Genomic DNA, 19,699 nt, shown 5'->3' with positions numbered 1-19,699 from the left:
GCCCCAAGATTGCCGCCCGCGACGTCCAACGATGACGAAATCGAGCAGCAGACAAATATTGCCTGAACATTGCCTAAGCCGAAGCCGAACGTTTTTCTTTATGCAGGACCGGGAGATATGCCCAATCTGCCCGTAGCTTGTCTTCGCCGGTCCGCCTGCCGTAAGAGACAGTGTCCGCCTAGCCCGAAGCGCCACAATCGGGCCAAAGAGGGAGTGTCACGATCCCTGGTTTTATTGGCCGCCTGCTGCAAGGAAGATCATTGTGCGCTCCCTCGTGATCGAAGACGAACCGCAGATCGGCGCCTATCTCAGTCGCTTGCTGACGCAACTGCACGGTGTGGTCGATACGGTCGAATCGGTTTCGGACGCGTGGCACGCGCTGAAAAACTTCAAATACGATCTGGCGATCGTCGACCGCATGCTGCCCGATGGGGACGCACTCGCGATCGTCGCGGCGTTAAGCCAGTTGCCGGAACGGCCGGCTATCATCATGCTGACCGCAAAGGATACCAAGGAAGACGTGATCGAAGGCCTCAACGGCGGAGCGGATGATTATCTTAGCAAGCCGTTCGAGCCGGATGAATTCATTGCCCGCGTGCGCGCCGTGCTGCGGCGGCCGCGGCTCCTCGTTCAGTCGGTGTTGTCGTTCGGAAACGTGGAGCTGCACCTCGGCAGCAACGACGCCGTCGTGGCCGACAAGAAGGTCTTGTTGCGGCGGCGCGAAGCCCTGATCCTTGGCGCATTGTTGATGCGCCGCGACCGCGTCGTCACCCGCGCTGCCTTGATCGAGGAGATCTATGGCTTCGATGACGAGATCGAATCCAACACGCTGGAGGCGCAGGTCTCGCGGCTTCGCAAGAAGCTGTACGAGCTTGGCGGCAATGTCGAGATCCGCAGCATGCGCGGCATCGGCTATGTGCTCCGGATGGCGCAGAGCCGATGAAGTCGATTGCCCGGACGTTTGCGCTTTCGCTCGGCCTCGCTGCAACGGCCATCTTCCTCGCTATGATCACCATTACCGTCTGGCAGTCCCAACTACGCGAATACGAGCCGGTCGTGTGCCGCGTTGCTGCAGGCATTCTATACGACGCCGCGGTCGTCGATCCTGGCCGCGCGCTGACCATCCAGTCCACGCGCCGTGTCAAGGAGCTGCAATCCTTCAGCCCAAACCTGTGGTACGTCGTGTCCTACGAGAAGTTGATCACCGAGTTCGGGGGTGAGCACAGGCCGGCCCTGCCGTTCTCGCTTCCCTATAGCGGGCCGATCGGTTTCTCGGTCCTCAATACGCTGGACCAGAACTCTACGTTCTGCCTGGCCGTCATCCCATGGGGCCCGTCCGATCTGGTGATGATGATCGGCGGGGCGCAAGTCCGCTTCGGCCAGGTTCTGAGGTCGCTCGTCGGTCGCAACATCTTCCCCCTTTCTATTTTGGCCTTCGCCTTCGCGTTGATGGTGATGATCGGCGCGTGGTTGTCGGGGCGTTTCGTGGCGCGTGGCATCGATCGCGTGACGCGGCGCGCGCTCGCGATCGACCCGGCGGCGCCGCCGGGGTCGATTTCGCTTGATGAGGTCCCGATCGAGCTCAAGCCTTTGGTCGAGGCGCTGAACCGCGCCTTCGACGAGATCAACACCTACATCAAGATGCAGCGCCGTTTCCTCGGCAATGCAGCCCATCAGCTGCGGACGCCGCTGACGCTGCTGCGTGCCAGGATCGAGGATGTGGCCGAACCCCAATTGAAGATCGCGCTTGTGCGCGATGTGCGTCGCCTGACGTCGCTGGTCTCGGCCATGCTGGACCTGGCACGGCTGCAAAATCATGCGATTGAAAAACGGCCGATTGACCTTGCGGTCGTGACGCTGGACGTGCTTGCCGATTTCAGCCCGTCGGCGCTGGATGCGGGGATCGAATTGTCGCTAGAGCAGGCCGAGGAGGATGCCGCGGTCGTGCAGGGTGTGGAGGCTGCCATCCGCAGCGCCTTGGCCAATCTAGTCGGCAATGCGTTGATCCACGCGGGGGGCGCCAAGCGCATCACGGCGATGCTCGGCCGCGGTAGCGTGTCGATACGCGATGACGGAGCCGGAATCTCTCCGGGGGATGAACGCAAGTTCATCGAGCCCTTTCAGACCGGCAACGCCGCAGAAGACGGCGCAGGGCTCGGCCTCTCGATCGTCCAGGAGATCATGGCGGCCCATGGCGGGGAGTTCATCATCACCTCCACCCCGGGCGGCGGGACGACCGCTAGCTTGCGCTTTCCGGAAGCGACGGCTGGAACGCCCGAGTGAAACCAGATCCGTCAGTGTAGGGACGGCCTGATTCACCCGAGCTAATGGTTTGGGAGCAGTGGTGGACAGCTACTTGTCCTTAGGTTTGGTTCACGCATTGCTGCCTCCTCCACTCTTTGAGAACAGCCCCATCGTTAGTTAAGCAGCGTAGGACGACCGGGGGTTCACGTTTCCGTACGCCACTCGATGTCAGATTTGCGTCATAAGCCGCAGTGGAGACGCGCCGCTAGGGGCTCGTAGGGTAGGCAAAGGCGCACTTGCGCCGTGCCCACTATCCATCACCGGGCGCACGTCTTGATGGTGGGCACGCTTCCCCCTTCGCTCATTGAGCTACGGCGAGACAAGTCGCTTTGGCCACCCTACGATTCCCAGCCCCACCTGAGTGGCGATTGGGACAAGCGCTGAAGATCGCCGTGATCACGCATTATTCGTGGCGCGCTGCAGGAACTCCGGCATCTGCTGACGCAGCTCGCGCGGGGGCGGTCGCTCGGACGGGTCGCGGCCTATCTTGGATTTCAACTCCATCAGATCGGTGAAGACGTCGGCCTGGCGGCGCAATTCGTCGGCAATCAACGGCGGCTGGCACGAAATCGTCGAAACGACGGTCACCCGGACCCCACGACGCTGCAACGCCTCGACCAGGCAGCGGAAATCGCCATCGCCGGAGAACAGCACGATCTGGTCGACGTGTTCTGCGAGCTCCAGGGCATCGACCGCGAGTTCGATATCCATGTTGCCCCTCACCTTGCGGCGGCCGCTGGCGTCGATGTATTCCTTGGTCGCCTTGGTGACCACGGTGTAGCCATTATAATCGAGCCAGTCGATCAAGGGCCGGATCGACGAATATTCCTGATCCTCGATGATCGCGGTGTAGTAGATCGCGCGAAGCAACGTGCCTCTGCTCTGGAATTCCTTGAGTAGCCGCTTGTAATCGATATCGAAACCAAGCGTTTTGGCGGTCGCATAGAGATTGGCGCCATCGATCAGGACCGCAATCTTGCCGAGGGAGGATGACATTCAGCAATGACCCCAAAATTGGATAGCAGGAAAACGAAGACGTCACTTCAGGTTACTGTCTGGATGCGCGGCACAACAAATTCGCCTGCGGGCATCTCTGGCCGCACTCACCGTCAACTCGTAGAAAAGAGTGGGACTCGTCGCCATGGACAGCTCTAATATTGCTGCTGTACTCGATCGCTTTGACCGTGAAATGCGGCAGCCGAACCCGATTGCAGAGACGATAAGGCGCGCGGCACAGGCGCTCAATTGTCCGTTGGTTAACGGCGTAGATACAAACGGATGCAGCACCTATACGAAGGTTTGTAGTCGTTACGGCGGTCTGCGAACTGATTTGCTTTGCGCGCAAGCACAATCTCGGCGCACGACTGCGACAAATCAACACGACGGGCAAATCAGTCAAAGCCTGTCCAGCCATTCGCGTAAAAATATTCCGCTTCCGCCGCAGGCCAAATCAGTCCCATAACTCCGCCCGTCTCACCCGATTGAGGGGCGTTGGCCATCGTCACGAACGCGCGGTGAGATGCGATGGACGCGAGAGCTGCGACTGACGTGTGCAGCTTGAGCGTACGGCGAAGTCGTGTGGTTCTGACGCCGCGGTGCTGGCGTCAAGTTCTTGAGAAGCAAGCTTCTTGGGGGCGACGGTGGCAAGAAAGCCGTTCACCGGGGAGAGCACGAAGTAAGCCGTAAAGCCATTGCGCAGGGAAGGCCGGAGTGTTCCCGCTGCCCTGTATGCTCGTGTGCAGTTTTGTTTGTGCAAATCGCACGCGAGACCGCGGGTGCAGCAAGCACCCGGTCTTCCCTGCGCCCTCTGATTTCGAAGAGGGCAAACGGAGATGCAAACTCGGGCGCAATGCGCCGCGAGAATGCGAACGCACACTCGGTCGTCATCGCCCGGCTTGACCGGGCGACCCAGTATCCCAGAGACGTCAGTGATTGAATCGATAAGCCGCGGCGTACTGGATCCCCCGCCTTCGCGGGGGACGACGACCTGCTTTGTGGCAGCGCTTCGCGGGCTACGAAACGCCCGCATCACGTCCGACAATCCCCGCCAGCACGCGCCAGCGGAACAGCAGCGAATCCGGCGGCGGCGTGAGTTCCGGCGTCCAGCCGGTGAGTTTTTCCAGCGCGTAGGTATCCATCACCGTCCCGCGCCAGACGCGCTCGACCCGCGCCAGCGGCTGCCGTTTGGCGGTCGTGAGATCCCACAGCGGCAGGCGGTTGTCCGGCTCGCGCGCGACATAGAGGCCGGGATGATCCTTGATCGCCTTCATGCCGGGATCGCCAAAGCCCTGGAACCGGCCCCGCTCATTGATCTGGATGACGGGTACCTGCCCGTTGAAATGCCAGCGCAGCATCGCGTACGTGCGATAATCCGACGTCGCGATCCAGGTCGCGCCGGTCGCTCGCAACTGCTCGCGCGCGCGCGCCGCGACCTGTTCATAGCCGGCCTCGCCGCCGACGGGATCGGTCCTGCCGATCAGATTCCACGGCGCTGCAACGTAATAGAAGAACACGCCGACCACGAAGGCGATGCCGGAGATCACGGCCACCCTCGCCCACCAGAATGTCGATTTCACGATCCGGTCCGAAAAACCCTCGCGCGGCAGCATGACGAGATTGATGGCGGTCGCGGCAAAGCCGGCGGGCCACATGAACATCGGCCAGGTGTCGCCGACGCGGAGCGTCAACGACTTCCAGAGAAAATAGAGGAAGGGCATCAGTACGGCGGTCGACAGCAGGATCGCGACCGGCTCGCGGCTGCGATAGCCGCGCCAGGCGGTCAGCGTCACGCCGGACAGCACCACCGGCAGCAGCACGAAGCCGACGAGGCCGAACTGCAGCCCGATGAATTCACCGACGGTGCGGAGCGACAATGGATGGGTCGCGACCGCGCGCACGAATTGGAAGCGGAACGACGCCCAATCGTGTTCTGCATTCCAGATCAGCACCGGCAGAAACACAATCGCCGCAATCAGCGCCGCCAGCCACGGCCAGGGGCTGAGCAGCCAGCGCCGCCGCCAGTCCGGCACCAGCGCGAACGCCGCGACCGCCGGCAGCAGCAGGATCGCAGTGAACTTCGACAACAGCGCGAGGCCAGCAAAAAGTCCCGCTGCGAGCCACCAGCGCGGATTGCCGCTCTCGTGCAGCCGCACCAGCGACCACAGCATTGCGACCGCACAGGGGATCATTGCGGTGTCGGGCGCGACCTTCGCCATCAACAGCCCGTAATACAGCGCCGCTTCCGGCAACAGCACCGCGAAGATCACAGCGCGCACATCATGCGTCACGCGGCGGACGATGTCGGCGAGCAGCAATTGCGTCACCAGCATCGCGACGATGCCGCCGAACCGGACGCCGAGACTCGTATCGCCGAAGATCGCGGTGCCGAACCGGATCAGCCAGGCGATGCCGGGCGGATGATCGAGGAAGGAAAGCGCGCTCTCCTTCGACCAGGTCCAGTAATAGGCCTCGTCGGTGCGCAGATCGAGCACGCCGGCATAGACCAGCCGCATCACCGTCAACGCGGCAATCAGCAACGCCACGGCCAGCCAGGGCGCTGCAAACCATGGCGCGGCGGAGCGGTCCGGTTTGGACTGGCTGATATCGGGCGGGGCTATCGTCACGGCGCTTTCTCTTCGACTACCCCCGGAGTGTCAACGTTCCGCGACGGAAAAACTTCATCGTCGTCCCTGCGAACGCAGGAACGACGGTAGATGGTATCCACCGCTGGAATTAGGCATTAGTATCGCCCAGTATTGACCCTATGGATCGCATGGCCGCCCTTTCCCGAGAACAACTGACGGTATCCATCCGCGGCATCAGCCTCCGGCAGGTCCGCCTCGTCAGCGGCGTGATCCTGTTCGCCTATCTGGTCAGCCATTTCCTCAACCACGCACTCGGCAACATCTCGCTGGAGGCGCTGGCGGGCGGCGTCTATCTGCACACCGCGTTCTGGCAATTCCTCCCCGTCACGATCCTGTTCTACGCCGCGTGCCTGGTGCACACCGCGCTCGGCATCTGGGCGCTCTATGAGCGCCGGCAATTCCGCTGGAAGGCGATCGAGCCGCTGCAGCTTGCACTTGGCCTCAGCATACCGATGCTGATCATCGCGCATATCATCGGCGTCCGGCTTGGCCAGACGCTGTTCGGGCATGAGAAGCTCTATCCGCAGGTGCTGTTCCTGTACTGGGTCTGGGCGCCATACCGAATCCCGATGATGCTCGCGGTGATGACCATTGCCTGGGTGCACGGCTGCATCGGGCTATATCTCTGGCTTCGGATGAAAGCGTTTTACAAACGCGCCGCGCCGTTCCTGCTCGCCGCGGCGGTGCTGGTTCCAACGCTCGCCATGCTGGGCTTCTATCAGAGCGGGCGCATGGTCATCGACAATGACAGCGAGGAATGGCGCGCGGAGACCCAGTCGCAGCGCCTGATCGGCACCCGCGCCGAAGCGCAGGCGCTCGACCGCATCACGGACTATTTCCTGTTCGGTTATTTCGGCCTGATCGGCATCGCGCTGTTGGCCCGCGGCGCCCGCGCCATCAACGAGCGCCGCCGCGGCATGATCAACCTCTCCTATGGCAACGGCCGGACCGTGCGGGTGCCCCGGGGCCTCAGCGTGCTCGAGGCGAGCCTGCGCAACAACGTGCCTCATGCCAGCGTCTGCGGCGGGCGGGCGCGCTGCTCGACCTGCCGCATCCGCATCATTGGCGACCACAGCGACCTGCCAGAGCCCTCACAGCGCGAGGCGTTCGTGCTTGGCCGCGGTCGGCACGTCGGATCCCTCCATCCGCCTTGCCTGTCAGCTGAGGCCGGACTCCGATATCTCGTTCTTCCAGCTTTTTCTGCCGCACACGATGTCGGCCGACGGCCACGAGTCCAATCCGACGCGTATCGGTCAGGAGCGCTACCTTGTCAGCCTGTTCGTGGACATGCGCGGCTCGACCAAACTCGCCGAGAAGCGGCTGCCGTTCGACACGGTGTTCATCGTCAACCGTTTCCTCGGCGCGGTGTCGCAGGCGGTGATCGAAAGCGGCGGCCGACCGAACCAGTTCGTCGGCGACGGCATGCTGGCGTTGTTCGGGCTCGCCTGCAGCCGGCAGGAGGCGTGCCGCCAGGTGTTGAGGGCAGCCGCCCTAATCGCCGTCAATGTCGACGAGCTGAACAAGTTTCTCGAACACGATCTGCGCGAACCCATCCGCTTCGGTATCGGCATCAATGGCGGCGAAGTCATCGTCGGCGACATCGGCTATCGCGATCACATGGTGTTCACCGCGCTCGGCGATCCCGTTAATGTCGCAGCACGATTGCAGGACATGACCAAGATTCTTGCATGCGAGGTTGTCATCTCGGATGAAGTTCGCGCAACGGCAGGACTGGCAGAAGATGCGCTGCCGGCGCAGGAAGTCGAGATTCGCGGACGCAACGAACCGATGATCGTGCGCACCGTTGCCGATGCGCGAACGTTGCCGGCGCTGGTTAACGAAGAGCAAAGCGCCGCAGCCTGAAACCACTACAGTGATAGCGGTTCGAAGCCTGTGTGATGTTTTTCACACCTGAATAATCGTTCAGAAAATTGTCGGCGAACGTGGCGCAGGTTCCTCGAACCCGCATCTCGGGGCGCACGACAGATTGGCGATGGGTAAGACTGAAACTTAAACCCGCGCCAAGACAAAACGTCGAACGCGCACATTCAGGAGAACGACCATGCTTCGCAAAGTGACTCTCGCCCTTGTTGCCGCCGCTTCCCTCAGCGCCATGGCGCTGGCGCCCACCACCGCTTCGGCGGGCGGGTTCTGGCCGCATCACCATCACCACCACCACTTCGGCCATGGCCATGGCTTCAGAATCGGCTTCGTCGGTGGCGGCTATGACGGCTGCTACGTGACCCGCCGCGTGCTGACACCCTATGGCTTCCGCTGGCGGACGGTGAACGTCTGCTACTGATCCGGCCGCAGACGTTTCGTTCGGAAGCCCCGGTCGCTCGCGCGGCGGGGGTTTTTCGTATGCGATATGCCAGGCAGGAGGCCCGCCGCCACCTCCCCGCAAGCGGGAGAATGACGCCAGCGCGCCGCGGGTCGAACCGATTGCCCGATTTCGAATCATCGCCCCCCGGCCGCGTCAAATGAGCGCGAAACCGGAAAAACGGCGAAAATCGGGTGCGAATGGGCACTTTTTTGCCAAAACGGCCGGTCCGTTTGCGCTACCCAGTCCGCCCCAACCCGCGTATCCTGATGCCTCGGGCATGCCGGTTAGTGCGGGGACCGGCGGCTCGTTTACTTTTTTTGATTCCGCGGAGACGACGTGAATGGCTAAAGGTACGGTGAAGTGGTTCAATCCAACCAAGGGTTATGGGTTCATCCAACCCTCGAGCGGCGGCAAGGACGTGTTCGTTCATATTTCGGCAGTTGAGAAAGCTGGTCTTTCGACACTCAATGAAGGGCAGACCGTCGAATACGAAGAGATCGCCAATCGGGGCAAGACTTCGGCCGAGAACCTCAAGGTTTAGCGCAACGCGCGATCGGCAACGGCGCGCTCTCGGACGCAAAATCCGGGAGTAGGGCTTAAAAAACTTCTCAAAACTGTGAGCGTTCGGCGGAGCGGGCACCGCTTCTGCACGTGCGATAGCTAAATCGTGCGCGACAACCGGCCGCTCAATCTTCTGTGACCCATTTCTGGACCGTCATCACGTCGGGTGGCTGCAGATAGCCGCGCGGCCAGAGATCGACGACCCACTCGATCTTGGTAGCGCGATCGACCAGCACCGCCGTGTTGTGCGGTGTCTGCAGCACCAGCGTATTGCCGCGATATTTGGGATCGCCAATCGCGTGATGCTTCAAGAGCCCCCACTCCCGCAGCACCAGCAACAGGCTGGTGGTGTTACGCGTCGTGTCCCAGCAATCGTAATTGTGCTTGTCGTCGAAGTAGCGGAAATCCGCTTTCGCCACGCGCTTGTTGGTGCCGAGGATCGGCCCCATGCGGCGATCGAACCACACCACCACCTTCTGCACCGCGGTGCGCTCGGCCGCGGCCGAGGCGCGCCCCGCCGCCATGATTTGTGTGATCGCGCTGCGGTCGGCGGCCGTAAAGTCGAGGATCTCGCGGCGCCGGCAGACGAAGCCGTAGCAGACGGTCATGGAATTGGCCGACGGCGGATAGATCGAAACCGAGCTGTAGAGGTTGGCGACCTCAGCACTCATCTCGATGGCCTTCGCCGCGGAGACGCCAAGCAGCGTCGCGAGGAAAATGCCAAACGCGGCCGCTAGTCCCGCGCGCGACTGGCGTCCAAATGTGGGCTGTCCGGCGTCTCTCATGATCCCTGCTGTTCCCATGCGACGAGCCTGACGATTAGCGCGGCTCCATCACGCTGCCAACCAGCAAGCCGGCAATCCGTAGATCCCGCCGCCGAAATTCCGTCTGCTGTGTTTTCCGTGCGCCAGTTGGTTCCGCTCGCACACCATTCCGGCCTCAGCGATCCAGCCATCCCCTGGAAAATTGGGAAAATTTGCGCCCTGTTCTGTCAATCGCGGCCCCGGTAAGCTGGCTGGAGCCAAGAGAATCCTATGCTGATTCCTCAGTCGCCCCTCCCGCCCTTCAGCGCGCCCTACGCGCCCGACGACCGTGCCATGGCCAATCGCCTGCTTCGGGCCGTGCCGCTTGAGCCGGCGCAGGAGAAGCGCATCGATCGCACGGCGAGACGGCTGATCGAGGCCATCAGGGCCAACGACGATCCGCTCGGCGGCGTCGAGGACATGCTGCGCGAATTCGCGCTGTCGACCAAGGAGGGGCTGGCGCTGATGGTGCTGGCGGAAGCGTTGCTGCGGGTGCCGGACGCCCGCACCGCTGACCAGTTCATCGAAGACAAGCTGGCGCAGGGCGACTTCATCCATCACGAAACCAGGTCGAGCGCGTTCCTGGTCAACGCGTCGGCGTGGGCGCTCGGAATGTCGGCCCGCGTGATCCAGCCCGGCGAGACTCCGCAGGGGACCATCGGCCGGCTCACCAAGCGGCTGGGCGCGCCGGCCGTGCGGGCGGCGACGCGGCAGGCGATGCGGCTGATGGGCAATCATTTCGTGCTCGGCGAAACCATTGAAGCCGCGCTGTCGCGGGCGCAGCCGCATTCCGCGCGCCATCAACGCTACTCCTTCGACATGCTCGGCGAAGGCGCGCGCACGGCCGACGACGCCGCGCGCTATTTCAATTCTTATTCAAGCGCGATCGAGGCGATCGGCCGCACGGCTGGCGAGCGTCCCCTGCCCGACCGGCCCGGTATCTCGGTCAAGCTCTCGGCATTGCATCCGCGATTCGAGGCCGTGAGCCGCGCACGGGTGATGAGCGAACTGGTCCCGCGCCTGATCGATCTCGCCCGGCAAGCCAAATCCTATGACCTCAATTTCACGGTTGATGCCGAGGAAGCGGACCGGCTGGAATTGTCGCTCGATGTGATAGCGGCAGCGGTCGGTGATTCCTCGCTGGCAGGCTGGGACGGCTTTGGCCTGGCGATCCAGGCCTACCAGAAGCGCGCCTCCGACGTGATCGATTACGTCGATCGTCTTGCACGCAGCCTCGACCGCAAAATGATGGTGCGGCTGGTGAAGGGCGCTTATTGGGACACCGAGATCAAGCGCGCGCAGGAACGCGGGCTCAACGGCTATCCCGTGTTCACCCGCAAGGCGATGACGGATTTGAACTACGTCGCCTGCGCGCAGCAATTGCTGGCGCTGCGCCCCCGAATTTTTCCGCAGTTCGCCACGCATAATGCGCTGACGGTCGCGACCATCCTCGAACTGGCAACGGACCAGAGCGGATTCGAATTCCAGCGCCTGCACGGCATGGGCGAAGCGCTCTACGCAAAGCTCGGCGAGGACCGCCCCGACATCACCCATCGCACCTACGCCCCGGTCGGCAGCCACCGCGATCTGCTGGCCTATCTGGTGCGGCGATTGCTGGAGAATGGCGCCAACTCATCCTTTGTTGCGCTCGCCGCCGACGAGGCGATGCCGGTCTCGCAATTGCTGCGGCGTCCGGCCGATATCATCGGCAGTGCCGACAATGCCAGCCATCCGAACATTCCGTTGCCGCGCGACCTCTATGGGCTGACGCGGAAAAATTCACGCGGGATCGAATTCGGCGAGCGCGCGGCGCTGGAGCAACTCGTTTCGTCCATCGCCACCGAACCAACACCCGCAGCGGGCAGCATGGCCGACGCAACGGAGGCGGAGGCCAATGCAGCGATCGCGGCCGCGCGCGACGGTTTCAAGCACTGGACCCGAACGCCAGCCGAGACGCGCGCGGCGGCGCTGGAGCAGGCCGCCGATCTGCTGGAGCGGCGCGCGGCGCATTTCGTCGCGTTACTGCAACGCGAGGGCGGCAAGACACTCGATGATTCGATCTCGGAAGTCCGCGAGGCCGTGGATTTCTGCCGTTACTATGCCGCGCAGGGACGCGAGTTATTCGGCGACGGCAAGGCGATGCCGGGACCGACGGGCGAGAGCAACATGCTCCGCCTGCGCGGCCGCGGCGTCTTCGTCGCGATCTCGCCGTGGAATTTTCCGCTGGCGATCTTCCTGGGCCAGGTCACCGCGGCCTTGATGGCGGGTAACGCAGTCGTTGCGAAACCGGCCGAGCAGACGCCGCTGATTGCGGCTGAGGCTGTACGGCTGTTGCATGAAGCCGGCGTGCCGGCATCAGCGCTGCATCTGGTGGCGGGCGACGGCCGGATCGGCGGCGTGCTGGTGGCGCATCCGGATATCGCCGGCGTCGTCTTCACGGGCTCGACGGAAGTGGCGCGAACGATCAACCGCGCGCTCGCCGCCAAGGATGGGCCGATCGTGCCGTTGATCGCCGAAACCGGCGGCATCAATGCGATGATCGTCGATGCCACCGCGCTGCCCGAACAGGTCGCCGACGACGTCGTGACCTCGGCGTTCCGCTCCGCCGGCCAGCGCTGCTCGGCGCTGCGATTGTTGTTCCTGCAGGACGACGTCGCCGACCGCATGATTGAGATGATAGCGGGCGCGGCGCGCGAACTCGTCATCGGCGATCCCTCCGATCCCGCCACCCATATCGGCCCGGTGATCGACGCCGAGGCCAGGCAGCGGCTGGACGCGCATATCGAACGCGTGAAGAAGGAAGCGCGGGTGCACTTCGCGGGTGACGCACCACACGGCAATTATGTCGCGCCGCACATTTTCGAATTGTCCGATGCCGGCCGGCTCACGGAAGAAGTATTCGGCCCGGTGCTGCATGTGGTGCGCTACCGCGCCGACCGGTTCGACCAGGTGCTGCAGTCGATCGAACGCTCCGGCTATGGGCTGACGCTCGGCATCCATTCGCGGATCGACGATACAGTGGAAGACACGATCGAAGGGCTCCAGGTCGGCAACATCTATGTCAACCGCAACATGATCGGCGCCGTCGTCGGCGTGCAGCCGTTCGGCGGCCATGGGTTATCGGGCACCGGGCCCAAGGCCGGCGGGCCGCATTATCTCGCGCGTTTTGCAACCGAGCAGACGGTGACGATCAATACGGCGGCGGCCGGCGGAAATGCAGCGCTGATGTCTGATGGGGAGTAGTTGCATCACCCTTCAAGATGGGCCAAATGACGTTTTGAACCTGGTCGCACAGCGATAATTCAACAGGAACGACAAACGTCACGGAGCGGCGCCACGATGGAAAAGGGTATTTTCGAAGGCCTCAAGGTTCTGGACTGCGCGAGTTTTATCGCAGCGCCTGCGGCCGCCACCGTGCTGTCGGATTTCGGCGCCGACGTCATCAAGATCGAGCCGCCCGGCGCCGGCGATCCCTATCGCAACCTGCCGAATTTGCCGGGCTACCCGCATAGCGAGCATAATTTCGCGTGGATGCTGGAAGCCCGCAACAAGAAGAGCCTCGCGCTCGATCTCTCGAAGCCCGAGGGTCAGGCGGTGCTGCATCGGCTGGCCGCCCAAGCCGACGTCTTCATCACCAATTATCCGCCGCAGGTGCGCGAGCGGCTCGGCATCACCCACAACCATCTGGCGCCCCTCAACGAACGCCTGATCTATGCCTCCTTCACCGGTTACGGCGAAAAGGGCGAGGAAGCCAACAAGCCGGGCTTCGACAGCAATGCCTACTGGGCGCGCTCCGGCCTGATGGACCTGGTGCGGGCGGACGAACACACAACACCCGCGCGCTCGATCGCCGGCATGGGCGATCATCCCTGCGCGATGGCATTTTACGGTGCGATCGTCACCGCGCTCTACAAGCGCGAGCGCACCGGCAAGGGCTCGCATGTCAGCTCCAATTTGATGGCCAATGGCGTCTGGGCCGCCTCGGTGCTGGCGCAAGCAAAACTGGTCGGCGCGAAGTTCGGCGAACGCCGCCCACGCGAACGCGCGCTCAACGCGGTCACCAACCACTACCAGTGCAAGGACGGACGCTGGCTGATCCTGTCGCTGCTCAACGAGGACCGGCAATGGCCGACGCTGGCGCGCTGCCTCGGCCGCGAGGACCTCGTTACCGATTCCAGGTTCGAGACCAAGAAGGAGCGTCACGCGCGATCGCTCGAACTGATCAAGATCTTCGACGAGACGTTTGCGACCAGGGACCTTGCCGAGTGGCGCAAGATCCTCGACGGCAACGGCCTGGTGTTCGGCGTCGTCGGCATCCTCGACGACATTCCGAACGACAAGCAGATGATCGAGAACGAGGTGCTGGTGCCGTTCGAGAACGACACCATGCTGACGATCTCCAGCCCGATCTGGGTGGATGGCAGCAAGAAGGTGCAGCCGCGCAAGCCGCCCGCGATCGGCGAACACAGCGACGAAATCCTGCGCAACGCAGGCTATGACGAAGCCGCAATCGGCAAGCTGCGCGCGGCCGGCGCGGTGGCGTGAGGGTCGCGTCAGGCTGTTCTTGGCCATCGGAAGCCTCTCTCCAGCCTGAGAGAGATTACCTCTTCGCCAGCAGATTGTTGACCAGCTCCAGCAGCTCCGTCCTGGTCTCCTGCCGGAAACTGCGGCGGGGCACCGCGAGTTGCTGCAGCAGCATTCCGATCAGGGTCGAGACAAACAGCGCGGCATGACCGCGAGGGTCGGACGAACCGGCGGCCCGCAAGGCAAGCTCAGCGCTCTGTCGCCACGTATCGAACCATTCTGCGACGATCGGCCGATGACGTTCATTTCGCGCCGAGGCGAGAAACGCCTCGTAGCAGGCGATGTGAATCTCGGGCTGGGTCTTGAGTTCCTGTGAATACCAAGCCACCAGCGAATCTATCCAGGCTTCCGTGTCGAACGCCTTGCTTTGCAGACTGAGCGCCAGCGCGCGGAGCCGTCCGACTTCGCGTGTCAGGGCAAAGCGGAGCGCCGCGTCCACAAGGGTATCACGCGTTGCAAAGTGATGCGTGACGGCGCCGACCGACATCCCGGCCTCGGTCGCGACGGCGCGATGCGTCACGCCGTCGATGCCCTTGCGGCCGACAATGCGAAGCGTCGCCTCCATCAAGGGACGCTCGCGCTCGCTGGCCTTGCGTTCGATTTCCCGGGTCATGTTGACACGACTATTGATCGCGCATAAAACGGAACAAATGTTTTGTTTTGCGGACTATACGTATCGCCATTCGCGTTGGCAAGCCGCGAACGCGCAGGGAGCGCTCCATGTCGACCTATTGCCTGCATTACTTCCCGGAGTCGGGAAACAGCTACAAGCTCGCACTGATGCTCACTTTGTGCGGCGAGCGCTTCGAGCCGGTCTGGACCGATTTCGGCGGCGGCGTGACGCGAACACCGGAATGGCGGCGCGACGTCAACGAGATGGGTGAAATTCCAGTGCTCGAGGTTGACGGCGAACGCCTGACACAGACCGCGCCGATCCTGCTTAAGCTGGCAAAGCAATTCGGCCGGTTCAGCGGCGAGACCGAGCAGGAGCAGTTCGAACTGCTGCGCTGGCTGTTCTGGGACAACCACAAGCTCACCGGCTACATGGCAACCTACCGCTATTTACGGACCTTCACGCCATCACCGGACGAGCACGTGCTGAAGCATTTCCGCAGGCGCCTTGATGATTTCCTGTCCATTCTCGAGCAGCATATGCAGAAGAATGCATTCGCCATCGGCGAACGGCCAACGGTGGCCGACATATCGATGATGGCTTATCTGCATTATCCCGCCGATGAAACCGGGTATGATTTGGCGGCGAGCCATCCCGCGATCAACGCCTGGCTTAAGCGCATGGCGCAGTTGCCGGGCTGGAAATCGGCCTATGATCTGCTGCCCGGCAAGCGCCTGACGCACTACGCCAAGTGACGGTTCGCGGCGCTAGCGGCTTTTGACGAAGCACATACCGATGCGCGAGATCTTGCCGGCGGCCTGACAGGTCAGGCCCTCGGCGCAGGTCCAATCCCGAAAACTTCCGTCATTGCTGGCGGCCGGCTTGCCCTGCACATAACAATGCGCGCCCCAGCCGTCGTAATAATTGGTGCCGGCGAGTTCGGTGCTGCCGCGCAACTGCGGACGGCTGGCGAACCCGCGCGAGTAATCCGGCGTCTTGCCGTCGCGCAGGCTTGCGAGAATATCGCGGCGCCGGATCTGGTCGCCGAAGAAATGCGGCGAGGCTGGCACCACCGTTGTGTTCGACGGATTTTCCGCCATCCAGTCGACACCGGGGAAGTGAAAGCCGCCGATGCCGCGCGTCTGGTGGCAGCCCGAGCAGGTCACGTCGTTGAGCCGCCGCTCGAACCCGGCAGGCGAGCGGATGTTCTGCAGCTTCACGCCGCCTTCCACAGCCTTCCTCAACGCTGCCACGATGTCGGCCTCGCTGAACACGGCACCCTCGCCTTGCACCAGTCCGAATTCCGGCTCCAGGTCCGACGGATCGAACCCGACCGGCGTCGGCGCAATCGCGCCGCTGGCGAGGAATTTTTCCGGGATCAGCGCGGCGCCGCGATCGAACGCAACGAGATTGACGGGATCGAGCAGCCATGCCCTGAACTCGCGCTTGAGGCCATCGTCGGCCAGAAGGCGCGCGCGATCGATCTGGTTTTCCATCGGCGATTCCGCGAAGACGCGCGCGTCCCGATCGTAGCGAAACACCTTCAATAGATAGTCGGTGCGGAAATCGCGAACCGACGATTTCGGCGCGTGCGCGATCTGCAGATTGGTCTCGATGCGGTCGATATTCTCGTGGCCGACCAGGTCGAGCGGGCCATCCTTTGCCGCCGGTGTCCCACCGAGCGGCGCGGCGAGCCAGCGATTGGCGATTTTGGAACAGGTGATCGTGGATCCCTCGCCTTTCGCCTTCAGCACGAGGTTCAACGTCATCGGCAGCCGCGGCGGCGAAGCGTTGTCGCCGGCCGCTTTGTTCATCCGCGTCAGCCGGTAGATCAGGCGGATCTCGCCGCAGCTTGCTTCGGAAACGTAAGTGCGGTCCATCCGGTTAACGATGCCGGCCAGCATGAACCGCGTCTCTGCCGAATAAAGCAGCGCGCGGTCGAACAATTGGAAATCAAAGCCCTCCCCGACGCCGATCGTCCCCTTCGCCAGGTTCGCTCGGTGCCGCGCGACATAGCGATCGAACTCGCCATCGATCGCCTGCCGGACTGGCGCCATTGACGGCACGGCGAACAGCTCGCTATTGGCGAGCGGAATATCAGCCGGCCGCTCCGGCAGCAGCATGCGGTCGAGGCGAAATTTTCCGCCGTCGAGTTCGCGCAACGTTGCGGGATCGGTGATGGCTGTTCCGCGTTCCAGCGCCGCATCCTGTGCGGCACGCGCCGGCAAGGCGCCGCACAGCAGAGCAAATACGATAGCGAGAAATCCTGGCGCGCGGCTCATGTCCCAACTAACACCGCGCAATGAGACCTATTCAAGAAAAAAGGCGCTTCACGTCGCCGTGAAGCGCCTTCCTGTTCATGTGTCGTCCTGTCAGCGCGCGACGATCAGGCCCTTGCTGGTCACGACCACCCAGCGGCCGTCCTGCTTGCGAATGGCGTCGACACGGCCGAGACCGGGAATCGGATCGCCGGCATAGACCTCGTACATGCCGCGGCGGCCCTCGATCAGGGCGCTGCCGTTGGCGACGTCCCGCAATACCCAGCCTTCGACGGTCGGCAGCCGGGCAACCTCGGGCTTGGGCGGAGCTCCAGAGGCAGGAGGAGCCGCAGGCGGCGCGGCGGCTGTGGCTTGCTGCGGTATCGACCCCGTGACTTCCTTCGCAGGAGCCGGCGCAGCGGCAGCCGTCGTGGACGCCTGGGCGGCGCGAAGCTTGTCGACGGTCTCGCTGAGCTTGGCGAGTTTCGCGGCGGGTTCGGCCTGCGCCTTCTCGACCTTGTCGAGGCGGTCGCTGGTCTTGTTGAGCTGGCCCGTCGTGGTCTTGGAATTATGCTCCAGGCTTGATTTCAGCGCGACAATCTCGGCATCGATCCGTGCCACCGAGGCTTCGAGCGCGCTGTCCTTTGCCGGCGCCTGGACTGATGCTTGAGCCGAATCTCGGGCCATCAGCTTTCCAAACCCCGCGGTTGCGAGCGCGCCACCAAGCGCACCCGCCACCGTCGCCAGCGCGACCACGGCGGCCATCGCCCCGAATCGGCGCTTGCCGGACGATCCTTCCGCCGGCGCAGCCTTCGCATCGGCTCCGACGCGGTCGCCGGGCGACATGATCGTCACGTTGCCGGGAAAGCGCGGCGCTTCCGTCTTCACGGCGTCGATCTTGGGAGGCTCAGCCTTTGAGGCCTCGACCTTTGGCGCTTCCATCTTGACGGCGTCTACCTTGGGCGCGTCCACCTTGGGGGCGTCCTTGGCCGCATCGGGCTTCGGCGAGGTCTCTTCCTGCTCGGGCGCCAGTTTTGCCGCCTCGACCTCCGCCGCGGCCGTCACCGGCTCGCCTGGCCCGGCGCCAAGAGTTCCGGTTTCACCGCTGGCGGGCTGGGGTTGCTGATCGCTCACGTTGCATTCTCCAGAATTGATTGACCATTTGGTAACTTTTATTACTTGCCAAATCCTTACCGGTGGCGGCCTTACCGAAATTTTAGGAACTCATCCGGCCCGGTTTTGGGCCGCAAATATCGGCTGGCCCGGTCCCGAGCCCCCTAATGCTGCCCCGCGGCATCCTTGCTGGTTCCGTTTGCGCCGGTCTGTTTCCCGACTAACATGGACCAACCAGCCAGAAAGGCAGGTGGCCACCATGACCATCGAGAAATGCATCAACGAGTTTGATGTAGATGACGTCATTTTTGAGGAAGGCTCGACCGGGCGGGAACTGTTCGTAGTGCTCGATGGCCAGGTCGAGATCGCCAAGATGAACGGCCCCAGCAAGACGGTGATCGTCACGCTCGGCAAGGGTGAGTTTTTCGGCGAGATGGCTGTCATCGACGGCTCGTCCCGTTCGGCAACCGCCATTGCGGCCGCCCCAAACACCCGCGTGATGCGGATCAACCATGCCCGCTTCGTTTACCTGGTCAGCCAGCAGCCGGCTTTTGCGCTGATGATCATGGATGCGCTCAGTAAACGGTTGCGCGCGTCGAACGCTGTCACCTTCAGAGCCGCGGCCAATTCATGAGCGAGCGGAAGCCGAGCCCATTCAAGACGCTGTTCGAGACCGAGGTCTGCACGCTGATCCAGGCCGCCGAAGACGTCTATCAGATCCGTTTCAAGAACCGCGCGGCAAACGCTTATCTGGTGCGCGGCAGTTCGCGCACCATCATGATTGATGCCGGGCTGTCGTCGAACTATCCGCATCTCGTGAAATGCCTCGAGCACCTCGACTGCCCGCCCGAGAAGATCGACATGGTGGTGCTGAGCCACGAGCACCTCGACCACATCGGCGCGGCCTATCATTTCCACGGCCGCGCCTTCATCGCCGCACATCGGCTGGCCGCCAACAAGATCATGCTGCGCGACGACTTCTCGATGCTGCGCAAGATGTTCAACGAGCCGAACGTGCCGATCAACATCGATCTCTGGCTGGAAGAAGGCAACCTGATCGACCTCGGCAATTTCCGCCTCAGCGTGATGTACACGCCGGGACACACCTCCGCCTGCATCACGCTATTCGAACCGGACAAGGGATTGCTGTTCGCCTCCGATACGCTGATGCCGGGCGGCGTGATGGGCGGCGTGTTCGGCTCGGGCAGCATCGCCGATTACATCCAGTCGCTGGAGCGGCTGAAGGGCCTGAACTCGAAGATTCTGCTGTCGGGCCACGGGCGACTGTCCGACACCCCGCAGGACGACGTGCGGATCGCGATCCAGCGCTCGCACGGATTGTTGTCGGACACCGCGCAATTGTTCGACGCGCTGGATGCGCGGGCGAATTTCGAACCGATCATGCAATCGGTCCGCGACCTCAACAAGCTCGACGACAGCTAGGCCCGTAGCCCGGATGGAGCGGAGCGCAATCCGGGAACAGCATCCAACAATTC

16 protein-coding genes and 1 pseudogene are annotated in these 19,699 nt (G+C 62.9%); 11 read left to right on the top strand and 6 right to left on the bottom strand.

The features are described from left to right. Positions 1–262: 262 nt before the first annotated feature. Both V1286_RS02620 and V1286_RS02615 read left to right on the top strand, forming a co-directional pair. A complete protein-coding gene (locus V1286_RS02620; protein ID WP_334477381.1) occupies positions 263–943 on the top strand; it encodes a response regulator transcription factor in 681 nt (226 codons plus the stop codon). Then, entirely contained in the window at positions 940–2,283 is a 1,344-nt protein-coding gene (locus tag V1286_RS02615; protein WP_334477380.1) for a sensor histidine kinase, read from the top strand. Before V1286_RS02620 ends, V1286_RS02615 begins: the two co-directional genes overlap by 4 nt. Positions 2,284–2,700: 417 nt before the next feature. Here the strand turns inward: V1286_RS02615 and V1286_RS02610 are convergent, their stop codons facing one another. Then, positions 2,701–3,300 carry a LabA-like NYN domain-containing protein gene (locus V1286_RS02610; protein WP_334477379.1) on the bottom strand — a complete coding sequence of 200 codons (600 nt, stop codon included), beginning with the start codon at positions 3,298–3,300 and terminating at the stop codon, positions 2,701–2,703. 145 nt (positions 3,301–3,445) lie between these two features. Here V1286_RS02610 and V1286_RS02605 point away from each other — a divergent pair, with 145 nt between their 5' ends. Beyond that, a complete protein-coding gene (locus tag V1286_RS02605) occupies positions 3,446–3,766 on the top strand; it encodes a hypothetical protein (protein ID WP_334477378.1) in 321 nt (106 codons plus the stop codon). Between the two features lie 550 nt (positions 3,767–4,316). Here V1286_RS02605 and V1286_RS02600 read toward each other — a convergent pair. Continuing rightward, positions 4,317–5,816 (bottom strand): glycosyltransferase family 39 protein, encoded by a 1,500-nt coding sequence (locus V1286_RS02600; protein WP_334489509.1) that lies wholly within the window; start codon positions 5,814–5,816, stop codon positions 4,317–4,319. A gap of 260 nt (positions 5,817–6,076) precedes the next feature. Between V1286_RS02600 and V1286_RS02595 the strand changes: the two are divergent. The 3 genes and pseudogenes from V1286_RS02595 (at position 6,077) to V1286_RS02585 (ending at position 8,812) form a co-directional block, all read left to right on the top strand. Continuing rightward, a pseudogene (locus V1286_RS02595) lies at positions 6,077–7,811 on the top strand (adenylate/guanylate cyclase domain-containing protein). A gap of 199 nt (positions 7,812–8,010) precedes the next feature. Continuing rightward, positions 8,011–8,250, top strand: a complete 240-nt coding sequence (locus V1286_RS02590) for a hypothetical protein (RefSeq protein ID WP_334477377.1) — start codon at positions 8,011–8,013, stop codon at positions 8,248–8,250. 361 nt (positions 8,251–8,611) lie between these two features. Then, positions 8,612–8,812 (top strand): cold-shock protein, encoded by a 201-nt coding sequence (locus tag V1286_RS02585; protein ID WP_028351035.1) that lies wholly within the window; start codon positions 8,612–8,614, stop codon positions 8,810–8,812. Between the two features lie 145 nt (positions 8,813–8,957). Here the strand turns inward: V1286_RS02585 and V1286_RS02580 are convergent, their stop codons facing one another. Further along, a complete protein-coding gene (locus V1286_RS02580; RefSeq protein ID WP_417021094.1) occupies positions 8,958–9,617 on the bottom strand; it encodes a hypothetical protein in 660 nt (219 codons plus the stop codon). Between the two features lie 255 nt (positions 9,618–9,872). Here V1286_RS02580 and putA point away from each other — a divergent pair, with 255 nt between their 5' ends. After that, positions 9,873–12,878 carry a bifunctional proline dehydrogenase/L-glutamate gamma-semialdehyde dehydrogenase PutA gene (gene putA / locus V1286_RS02575; RefSeq protein WP_334489505.1) on the top strand — a complete coding sequence of 1,002 codons (3,006 nt, stop codon included), beginning with the start codon at positions 9,873–9,875 and terminating at the stop codon, positions 12,876–12,878. 96 nt (positions 12,879–12,974) lie between these two features. Continuing rightward, positions 12,975–14,180, top strand: coding sequence for a CaiB/BaiF CoA transferase family protein (locus tag V1286_RS02570; RefSeq protein WP_334477376.1), 1,206 nt, complete (start codon positions 12,975–12,977; stop codon positions 14,178–14,180). A gap of 55 nt (positions 14,181–14,235) precedes the next feature. Here the strand turns inward: V1286_RS02570 and V1286_RS02565 are convergent, their stop codons facing one another. Continuing rightward, entirely contained in the window at positions 14,236–14,832 is a 597-nt protein-coding gene (locus V1286_RS02565; RefSeq protein ID WP_334477375.1) for a TetR/AcrR family transcriptional regulator, read from the bottom strand. A gap of 107 nt (positions 14,833–14,939) precedes the next feature. Between V1286_RS02565 and V1286_RS02560 the strand changes: the two genes are divergently transcribed. Next, positions 14,940–15,587: a glutathione S-transferase family protein gene (locus V1286_RS02560; RefSeq protein ID WP_334477374.1), complete on the top strand. Its 648-nt coding sequence runs from the start codon at positions 14,940–14,942 to the stop codon at positions 15,585–15,587. Positions 15,588–15,599: 12 nt separating this feature from the next. On the opposite strand, the gene V1286_RS02555 is transcribed toward V1286_RS02560, so the two are convergent. Next, positions 15,600–17,114: a hypothetical protein gene (locus tag V1286_RS02555; protein WP_334477373.1), complete on the bottom strand. Its 1,515-nt coding sequence runs from the start codon at positions 17,112–17,114 to the stop codon at positions 15,600–15,602. A gap of 90 nt (positions 17,115–17,204) precedes the next feature. Beyond that, entirely contained in the window at positions 17,205–18,224 is a 1,020-nt protein-coding gene (locus V1286_RS02550; protein ID WP_334477372.1) for a hypothetical protein, read from the bottom strand. Between the two features lie 238 nt (positions 18,225–18,462). On the opposite strand from V1286_RS02550, the gene V1286_RS02545 reads away from it, so the two are divergent. Together V1286_RS02545 and V1286_RS02540 are read left to right on the top strand one after the other, a co-directional pair. Then, positions 18,463–18,837, top strand: a complete 375-nt coding sequence (locus V1286_RS02545; protein ID WP_108520471.1) for a Crp/Fnr family transcriptional regulator — start codon at positions 18,463–18,465, stop codon at positions 18,835–18,837. Further along, the gene (locus V1286_RS02540; protein WP_108520469.1) at positions 18,834–19,646 is read left to right on the top strand and encodes an MBL fold metallo-hydrolase; all 813 of its coding nucleotides are present in this window, start codon (positions 18,834–18,836) and stop codon (positions 19,644–19,646) included. The genes V1286_RS02545 and V1286_RS02540 overlap by 4 nt, the downstream gene beginning before the upstream one ends. The last annotated feature ends 53 nt before the right edge of the window (positions 19,647–19,699 follow it).

It is taken from the genome of Bradyrhizobium algeriense, assembly GCF_036924595.1.
Classification (GTDB): Bacteria; Pseudomonadota; Alphaproteobacteria; order Rhizobiales; family Xanthobacteraceae; genus Bradyrhizobium; species Bradyrhizobium algeriense.
The sequence above is the reverse complement of the archived record's forward strand: the minus strand, read 5'-3'. Positions and strand labels throughout refer to the sequence as shown.